Source organism: Roseomonas rosulenta (assembly GCF_016106005.1).
GTDB classification, from domain to species: Bacteria; Pseudomonadota; Alphaproteobacteria; order Acetobacterales; family Acetobacteraceae; genus Neoroseomonas; species Neoroseomonas rosulenta.
In genome coordinates this window covers 1-7,171 of record NZ_JACADR010000234.1, presented here as the reverse complement: position 1 = coordinate 7,171, position 7,171 = coordinate 1, and the positions used below count along the sequence as shown (strand labels likewise).

Below are 7,171 nucleotides of genomic sequence, written 5' to 3'. Positions count from 1 at the left end.
GCCGCCTGGGGGCCGTGGCGCAGCCTCTGCCGCGAGCAGGCCACGCGCCCCGGCCGCCCGGTGCAGCGCGACTGCCTGGCGGTGTCAGAGGCGCGGCCGGAGGCCAGCGGCATCCGGCTGACGCTGGTGCAGGAGCAGGTGGGGCTGCGCATCTCGGCGCTGCGCGGCAGCGACGGGCGCATCGCCGAATTCGCCGCGCTGCGCGCCGATGGCGCCCCCGCGCCGCCCGACCCCGCGCGCGACGGGCTGCTTGCGGCCTGGCGCGACCAGTTCGCCACGATCAGCCTCGAGCGCCGGCGCATCGCCCCGCGCGAGGACGTGCCCATGCCGATCGGAGGGTCGCCGCGCGGGGGAACCTGCCGGCCCGAGGGCACGTCGGCGCTGGCCGGGCGGCCGGTGCTGGTGGCGCGCTGCGCGGTGGAACTGGCGGGGCGGCTGCGCGGCGGCGAGTCGGAGGCGCGCGTGGCGATCTTCGCGCGGCTCGCGATCGACATCGCGACCGGCATGGTCGCCGAGCAGGGATATGCGACGCGCATCGAGACCTTCGGCGCCGGCGGGCGGTCCAACGGCGTGGTCGTGACACCCGCGCGGGTGGTGCTGGAATAGGCGGCGCGCGCGGCAGGGCGCCGCGCGCGGCGGGGGATCACTTGCGCGTCGCCTCGTAGCGCGCCTTCGTTTCGGCATTGGGCGGATAGAGGCCGGGCAGCGGCACGCCGCGCTCCACCTCGGTCATGATCCAGGCTTCCAGGCGTTCCTGCTCGACCGCCGCCTCGACCACGGCATCGAGCATCGCGGCCGGGATCACCACAGCGCCGTCCTGGTCGGCCACGATGATGTCGCCCGGGATGACGGTGACGCCGCCGCAGCCGATCGTCTCCTGCCAGCCCACGAAGTTCAGCGCGGCGACCGAGGCGGGGGCGACATAGCCCTGGCAGAACACCGGCAGGCCTGTGCCGATCACGCCCGCGCCGTCGCGCAGCACGCCGTCCGTGACCAGCCCCGCGACGCCCTTCTTCGCCATGCGCGCGCACAGGATGTCGCCGAAGATGCCGGCGGCGGTGGAGCCCATCGCGTCCGCAACGGCGACGCAGCCCGCGGGCATCTCCTCGATCGCGGCGCGCGTGCTGCGCGGGGACGACCAGGAATCGACGGTCGCGAGGTCCTCGCGCGTGGGCGTGAAGCGCAGCGTGAAGGCGGGGCCGACGATGCGCTTCGTGGCTCCCGGAACGATCGGGCGCGAGCCCGCGATGTAGCAGAAGCGCACGCCCTTCTTGAGCAGCACGGTGGTCAGCGTGGCGGTGGTCACGCCCTCGAGGGCGGTCTTCTGGGCGGGGGTCATGGGGTATCGGTCTCCGGTCGCGGAAGCGGGTGCATCGCAGGGGGCGCGCGGTCCGGCAAGGGGGAGGCGTCAGGCCGGTGCGAGGATCCGCCGCCCGACCGCCACCGCGCCGGCCGGCGTGGCCGCAAGCAGGTCCTTCACGGCCTCCACGATGGCGAGCCCGGCGTAGCGCGAGGGCCACACCGCGTGGCCCAGGCTTTCCCATCCCGCGCCCGCGCGCAGGAAGGGGCCCCAGGGCGGGGTGAACAGGGCCGAATCGCGGTGCTCCACGTGGAACATGTGCCGCGCCAGCAGGCGCGAGACCTGGCCGGGCGAATAGGGCTGCCCGTGGCCGAAGGGTGTGTGCTCGGTATGCGCCCAGAGCCCGCGCCGGTTCGGCGTCACCACCAGCAGCCGGCCGTCATCCTTCAGCACGCGCCAGGTCTCGCGCAGCAGGCGACGCGCGTTCTCGGCCATCTCGAGGCCATGGACCAGCAGGATCCGGTCGAAGGACAGGTCGGGGAACGGCAGCGCGTCCTCCTCGGCCACCAGGGCGCTGGCCGGCCCCTCGGCGGGGAAGCGCGCCAGGCCGAGCTGGGCGGGCGAGAGCGCGATGCAGCGTGCCGCCTCGCCCCGCCACAGGTCGAGGTAGGGCCCAGCATGGCCGATGCCGAGCACCGCCTGGCCCGACAGGCGCGGCCAGATGCGCCGCAGCCGCTGCGCGAGCAGCCGCCCCGCCGCGGCACCGCGCGCCGAGGCGTAGAATGTTCCGAGCCCGTGGACCTCGCCGCCCATGCGGGGGATATAGGACGCCGCGGGCCCGGTTGGGATGGCCCCGCAGCCCCGCCGGAGGAGTTCCCCTGATGCCCGTGACCGTGACACCGGTGGCGTGTCTTTCCGACAACTACGCCTGGCTCCTGCGCGCCCCCGATGGCCGGCTCGCGGTCTGCGACCCCGGCGAGGCCGAGCCCGTCATCGCCGCGGCCGAGCGGCTGGGCGGGCGGATCGACACCATCCTGCTGACCCACCACCACGGCGACCACGTGGCCGGCGTTGCGGAGCTGGTGAAGCGCCACGGCTCCAAGGTGGTGGGCTCGGCGGCGGATGCACACCGGCTGCCGCATCTCGACCTGGCGGTGAAGCCGGGCGAGACCTTCGACCTGTTCGGCGTGCCGGTGACGGTGCTGGCGAGCGACGGCCACACCCGCGGGCACATTGCCTTCCACCTGCCCGACTGCGCCATCCTGCTGTGCGGCGACACGCTGTTCTCGCTGGGCTGCGGGCGGCTGCTGGAAGGCACCGCGGAGGAAATGTTCCACAGCCTGCAGGCGCTGGCCGCCCTGCCGCCCGAGACGCTGGTCTGCTGCGGCCACGAATACAGCGAGAGCAACGCACGTTTCGCGCTCACGATCGAGCCCGACAACGGCGCGCTCAAGGCCCGCGCCGCCGAGATCGCGCGCCAGCGCGCCGAGGGCCTGCCCAGCCTGCCGACCACGATCGGCGAGGAATGCAACGCCAACCCCTTCCTGCGCGCCAAGGACGTCGCGACGCTCGCGCGCATCCGCACCGCCAAGGACAATTTCCGCTGAGGAGGACGCCCCCGTGAAGCTGCACCACTCCCCCGCCAGCCCCTATGTCCGCAAGGTGATGGCCTGCGCCATCGCGCGCGGCCTCGACGGACGGATCGAGACGGTGGCGACCAACCCGCATGTCTCGCCGGCCGAGCTGCTGGCCGACAACCCGCTGTCGAAGGTGCCCGCGCTGGTCGCGGACGACGGCACCGCGATCTACGACAGCCCGGTGATCTGCGAATACCTGGACACGCTGGGCGATGCGCCCGCGCTGTTCCCGCCGACCGGCAGCGCCGCGCGGCTGCGCGCGCAGATCCTGCACGCGACCGCGGACGGCATCCTGGATGCCGCGGTGGCGCGGCGGCTGAACATGCCGCACCCGCAGGATGACGGTCGCCGCGCGTTCGATGCGCGACAGAAGGCGGCGGTGGAGCGCGCGCTTGCGGTGCTGGAGGCGAACCCGCCGGTCGGGCTCGCCGACATCGGCGCGATCGCGGTGGGCTGCGCGCTGGGCTACCTCGACTTCCGCTTCGCCGCCGAGCCCTGGCGGGCGGCGCATCCGCGCCTGGCGGCCTGGTTCGCCGAGGTGTCGGAGCTGCCGCCGCTGTCGCGCACCGTGCCGGTGGGCTGATGGTGGACCTGCGCGACCCGTCGGTGACGGCGGCGCAGGTCATCGCCGCGCTCGACCTGCGCCCGCATCCCGAGGGCGGGCATTACCGCGAGACCTGGCGCGACGCGCCGGCCGACGGGTCGCGCGGCGCGGGCACCGCCATCCTGTTCCTGCTGGCGGCGGATGAATTCAGCCACTGGCACCGAGTGGACGCGGCCGAGGGCTGGCACTGGCATGCCGGCGGGCCGCTCGCGCTGTCCATGTCGGCGGATGGGCATGACGCGCAGGCGGTGCATCTCGGCCCCGACCTCGCGCGGCACCAGCGCCTGTTTGCCATGGTGCCGAAGGGGTGGTGGCAGTCGGCGGTCTCGCTCGGCCGCTGGACGCTGGTGGGCTGCACGGTCTGCCCCGCCTTCGACTTCGCGGGGTTCGAGCTGGCGCCGCCCGACTGGCGGCCGGCGCCGCGCGGTGGCCGGGGGGCGTGACCCCCGGCCGGCGCGGTCAGCGCATCGGCAGGGCGTAGAGCAGCCCGCCATTGGTGTGCAGGTTGTTCGGCCCGCGCGGCAGCGCGACCGAGGTACGCTCGCCCATCGTGCGTTCGTACACCTCGCCGTAGTTGCCGATCGCACGGATCGCGTTGTAGGCCCAGGCCGGGTCGAGCTTGAGCGACTGGCCCAGTTCCGGCGTGACGCCCAGCAGGCGACGGGTGTTCGGGTTGGTGCTGGTGCGGCGCTGCTCCTCGGCATTGGCCGAGGTCACGCCCTGCTCCTCCGCCTCGATGATGGCGGTCGTGTACCAGCGCACGATGTCGTACCAGTTGTCGTCGCCGCGCCGGACATAGGCGCCGTAGGGCTCCTTGCTGAAGCGCTCGGGCAGGATGGTCCAGTCGCGCGGGTTCGGCATGGAGGCGCGCACGCCCGCGAGCTGCGAGGCGTCGGTGCCGAAGCTGTCGCAGCGCCCGGCCACCAGCGCCGCCTGCGCCTGGTCGGTGCGTTCGAAGACCACCGGCTGAAACTGCACGTTGACCGAGCGGAAATAGTCCGCCGTCACCTGCTCGTTGGTGGTGCCCTGGATCAGGCAGATGGTCGCGCCGCCCATGTCGCGCACGCGCTGCACGCCGGAATTCGCGCGCACCATGAAGCCGTGGCCGTCGAAGAAATATGTGGTGACGTGGCGCAGGCCGAGCGTCGTGTCGCGCAGCATGGTCTGGGTGCTGGTGCGGAACAGCACGTCGATCTCGCCGGACCCGAGCGCGGTGAAGCGCGTGGAGGAGGACAGCGGGATGAAGCGCACCTTGGCCGGGTCGTTGAAGATCGCCGCCGCCAGGCCGCGGCACATCTCGACGTCAAAGCCCTGCCACACGCCGCGGCTGTCGGGCAGGGCGAAGCCGGCGACGCCGGTATGGATGCCGCAGTTGAGGTTGCCGCGGGCGCGAATGGCGTCGAGCGTCGGGCTCGGAATGTTGGTTTGCGCGACCGCGCCGGTCGCGGTGGCGCAAAGCAGGGCGAACGCGGCCGCCAGGCCTCGTCGGAACATGGTGATAGCCTCTCCTGTTGTTCGGTCTCCCGGGGCGATGGTCGCCGTTCGCGACGCGGGAAGTCAATCGCCGCCGCGGAATCGCCGCGCGCGCCGCAAGCTGCCAGTCTCGCCCGCCACGGAGGGACCGGCCATGGATGATCGTTTCGCAACCTATCCGAGCCTCGCGGGGCGCGGCGTGCTCGTCACCGGCGGCGCCTCGGGCATCGGCGCGCAGATGGTGGCGCGCTTCGCGCAGCAGCGTGCGCGCGTGGCGTTCCTGGATTTCGACGCGGCAGCTGGCGAGGCCGTGGCGGCGGCCACCGGCGCGGCCTTCATCGCCTGCGACCTGCGCGACATCTCGGCCCTGCGCGTGGCGGTGGCGCAGGCGGCGACGCAGGTCGGCGACATCACCGTGCTGGTGAACAACGCCGCGCGCGACGACCGCCACGCGATCGAGGCCGTCGAGCCCGACTACTGGGACGAACGCATCGCGACCAACCTGCGCCACCAGTTCTTCTGCGTGCAGGCGGTGGTGCCGATGATGCGCCGCGCCGGCGGCGGGTCGATCATCAACATGGGCTCGGTGTCCTGGATGAACCGCAGCGGCGGCATGCCGGCCTATACCGCGGCGAAGGCGGCGGTGCGCGGCCTTACGCGCGGCCTCGCGCGCGACCTCGGCCCCGACCGCATCCGGGTGAACGAGGTGGTGCCCGGCTGGGTGCACACCGAACGCCAGAAGGCGCTTTGGCTGACGCCGGTGGCCGAGGCCCGCAGCCAGGCGAACCAGTGCCTCAAGGGCGCGCTGATGCCCGACGACATCGCGCGCATGGTGCTCTGGCTGGCGGCCGACGACAGCGCCATGGTCACCGCGCAGCACTTCGTGGTGGATGGCGGCAGCAGCTGAACCGTCGCGGCTGGAGCCGCCTCCGTTCGCCCTGGCTCACGGCGACGTCCCCAGCTCCTTGTTCCCGCGAGCATCTTCACCCGTCCAGGCGATTCCGCCTGGCCGGGATCTGCTCTACCCCTTCACGGGATAGCCTTCCTCCTCCACCGCCATCGAGACGACGTGGCGCGGCAGGATGGTCTCGGCCTTCACCGTGCCCCCCGCCACGTCGACCACCACCTTCGCGGTCGGGTCCTTCGCCTCGATCGCGGCGGTGACGGCCTGGGCGCAGTGGCTGCAGGACATGCCTTCGACCTTCAGCGTGATGATCGGGGTGCCGGGCTTCTCCATGGGATCATTCCTTCCGTGCGAGGTCGTCCAGGATCGGGCAGTCGGGCCGCGCATCGCCGTGGCAATGGGCGGCGAGGTGGCGCAGGCTGGCCGCCATGGCGTGTAGCGACTGTGCCTTGGTCTCGAGTGCGGCGACATGCGCCAGCGCAAGTTTCTTCACCTCGGCGCTGGCGCGCTGGCGGTCGCGCCACAGCCCGAGCAGCCGGCGCACATCCTCGAGCGGGAAGCCGAGGTCCCGCGCATGGCGGATGAAGCGCAGCACCGCCACTTCGCGCTCGCCATACACGCGATAGCCGTTGGCGCTGCGCGCGGCGCCGAACAGCCCGATCGCTTCGTAGTGCCGGATCATCTTGGCCGATACGCCCGAGGCGGCGGCCGCTTCGCCGATGTTCACCGCGATGCCCCCCGCGGGCGCCAGCGCGCCAGCCAAAGGGCGCTGCCCAGCACGCTGACCGAGGACAGCGCCATCGCCGCCCCCGCCACCACCGGCGAGAGCAGCCCCGCCGCCGCAAGCGGCAGCCCGATCAGGTTATAGCCGAAGGCCCAGGCCAGGTTCTGCCGGATCTTCGCATGCGTGCGGCGCGAGACCTCGATGGCGGCGGGCACCAGCGCCGGGTCGCTGCGCAGCAGCGTGATGCCGGCCGCCGCGATCGCCACATCCGTCCCGCTGCCCATGGCGATGCCGAGATCCGCCTGCGCCAGCGCGGGCGCGTCGTTGACGCCATCGCCCACCATCGCCACGCGCTGGCCCTGCGCCTGCCACGCCGCGATGCGCGCGGCCTTGTCGGCGGGCAGCACCTCGGCCGCCACGTCGTCGATTGCGAGCCGCGCGGCCACGCCCTCGGCCGCCGCGCGCAGGTCGCCGCTGAGCATGGCGGTGCGCAGCCCCGCGGCGTGCAGGCCAGCGATGGCAGCCGCCG

The 7,171-nt window shown here is 73.1% G+C and carries 11 protein-coding genes; 5 read left to right on the top strand and 6 right to left on the bottom strand.

Going from position 1 to position 7,171, the window contains the following annotated elements:
• The coding region (locus HW578_RS20550; protein WP_198372581.1) for a hypothetical protein at positions 1-606 on the top strand (606 nt) is incomplete at its 5' end.
• Between the two features lie 37 nt (positions 607-643).
• On the opposite strand, the gene HW578_RS20545 is transcribed toward HW578_RS20550, so the two are convergent.
• The gene (locus HW578_RS20545) at positions 644-1,339 is read right to left on the bottom strand and encodes a ribonuclease activity regulator RraA (RefSeq protein WP_198372580.1); all 696 of its coding nucleotides are present in this window, start codon (positions 1,337-1,339) and stop codon (positions 644-646) included.
• 69 nt (positions 1,340-1,408) lie between these two features.
• The gene (locus HW578_RS20540) at positions 1,409-2,113 is read right to left on the bottom strand and encodes a class I SAM-dependent methyltransferase (protein WP_198372579.1); all 705 of its coding nucleotides are present in this window, start codon (positions 2,111-2,113) and stop codon (positions 1,409-1,411) included.
• 68 nt (positions 2,114-2,181) lie between these two features.
• Here HW578_RS20540 and gloB point away from each other — a divergent pair, with 68 nt between their 5' ends.
• From gloB to HW578_RS20525, 3 genes are read left to right on the top strand one after another with little or no spacing between them, the layout of a single operon-like run.
• Positions 2,182-2,907: a hydroxyacylglutathione hydrolase gene (gene gloB / locus HW578_RS20535; RefSeq protein ID WP_198372578.1), complete on the top strand. Its 726-nt coding sequence runs from the start codon at positions 2,182-2,184 to the stop codon at positions 2,905-2,907.
• Between the two features lie 13 nt (positions 2,908-2,920).
• Complete coding sequence (locus tag HW578_RS20530) at positions 2,921-3,520, top strand: glutathione S-transferase family protein (protein WP_198372577.1); 600 nt, start codon at positions 2,921-2,923, stop codon at positions 3,518-3,520.
• Positions 3,520-3,984 (top strand): cupin domain-containing protein, encoded by a 465-nt coding sequence (locus HW578_RS20525; RefSeq protein WP_198372576.1) that lies wholly within the window; start codon positions 3,520-3,522, stop codon positions 3,982-3,984. Before HW578_RS20530 ends, HW578_RS20525 begins: the two co-directional genes overlap by 1 nt.
• Before the next feature lie 16 nt (positions 3,985-4,000).
• Here HW578_RS20525 and HW578_RS20520 read toward each other — a convergent pair whose 3' ends face one another.
• Complete coding sequence (locus tag HW578_RS20520) at positions 4,001-5,035, bottom strand: amino acid ABC transporter substrate-binding protein (RefSeq protein WP_198372575.1); 1,035 nt, start codon at positions 5,033-5,035, stop codon at positions 4,001-4,003.
• A gap of 133 nt (positions 5,036-5,168) precedes the next feature.
• Between HW578_RS20520 and HW578_RS20515 the strand changes: the two genes are divergently transcribed.
• Positions 5,169-5,921: an SDR family NAD(P)-dependent oxidoreductase gene (locus tag HW578_RS20515; RefSeq protein ID WP_198372574.1), complete on the top strand. Its 753-nt coding sequence runs from the start codon at positions 5,169-5,171 to the stop codon at positions 5,919-5,921.
• A gap of 114 nt (positions 5,922-6,035) precedes the next feature.
• On the opposite strand, the gene HW578_RS20510 is transcribed toward HW578_RS20515, so the two are convergent.
• From HW578_RS20510 to HW578_RS20500, 3 genes are all read right to left on the bottom strand, one after another.
• Positions 6,036-6,251, bottom strand: coding sequence for a heavy-metal-associated domain-containing protein (locus tag HW578_RS20510; RefSeq protein ID WP_198372573.1), 216 nt, complete (start codon positions 6,249-6,251; stop codon positions 6,036-6,038).
• 4 nt (positions 6,252-6,255) lie between these two features.
• Entirely contained in the window at positions 6,256-6,645 is a 390-nt protein-coding gene (cueR, locus tag HW578_RS20505) for a Cu(I)-responsive transcriptional regulator (RefSeq protein WP_198372572.1), read from the bottom strand.
• Positions 6,642-7,171 (bottom strand): HAD-IC family P-type ATPase (locus HW578_RS20500; protein ID WP_232479157.1); only part of this gene is annotated, 530 nt, incomplete at its 5' end. The genes cueR and HW578_RS20500, both read right to left, overlap by 4 nt.

Coding starts and splice junctions, on each gene's coding strand:
- gloB (WP_198372578.1), top strand. CDS start 2,182: ATGCCCGTGACCGTGACACCGGTGGCGTGTCTTTCCGACAACTACGCC.
- HW578_RS20520 (WP_198372575.1), bottom strand. CDS start 5,035: ATGTTCCGACGAGGCCTGGCGGCCGCGTTCGCCCTGCTTTGCGCCACC.
- HW578_RS20515 (WP_198372574.1), top strand. CDS start 5,169: ATGGATGATCGTTTCGCAACCTATCCGAGCCTCGCGGGGCGCGGCGTG.
- HW578_RS20540 (WP_198372579.1), bottom strand. CDS start 2,113: ATGGGCGGCGAGGTCCACGGGCTCGGAACATTCTACGCCTCGGCGCGC.
- HW578_RS20525 (WP_198372576.1), top strand. CDS start 3,520: ATGGTGGACCTGCGCGACCCGTCGGTGACGGCGGCGCAGGTCATCGCC.
- HW578_RS20545 (WP_198372580.1), bottom strand. CDS start 1,339: ATGACCCCCGCCCAGAAGACCGCCCTCGAGGGCGTGACCACCGCCACG.
- HW578_RS20510 (WP_198372573.1), bottom strand. CDS start 6,251: ATGGAGAAGCCCGGCACCCCGATCATCACGCTGAAGGTCGAAGGCATG.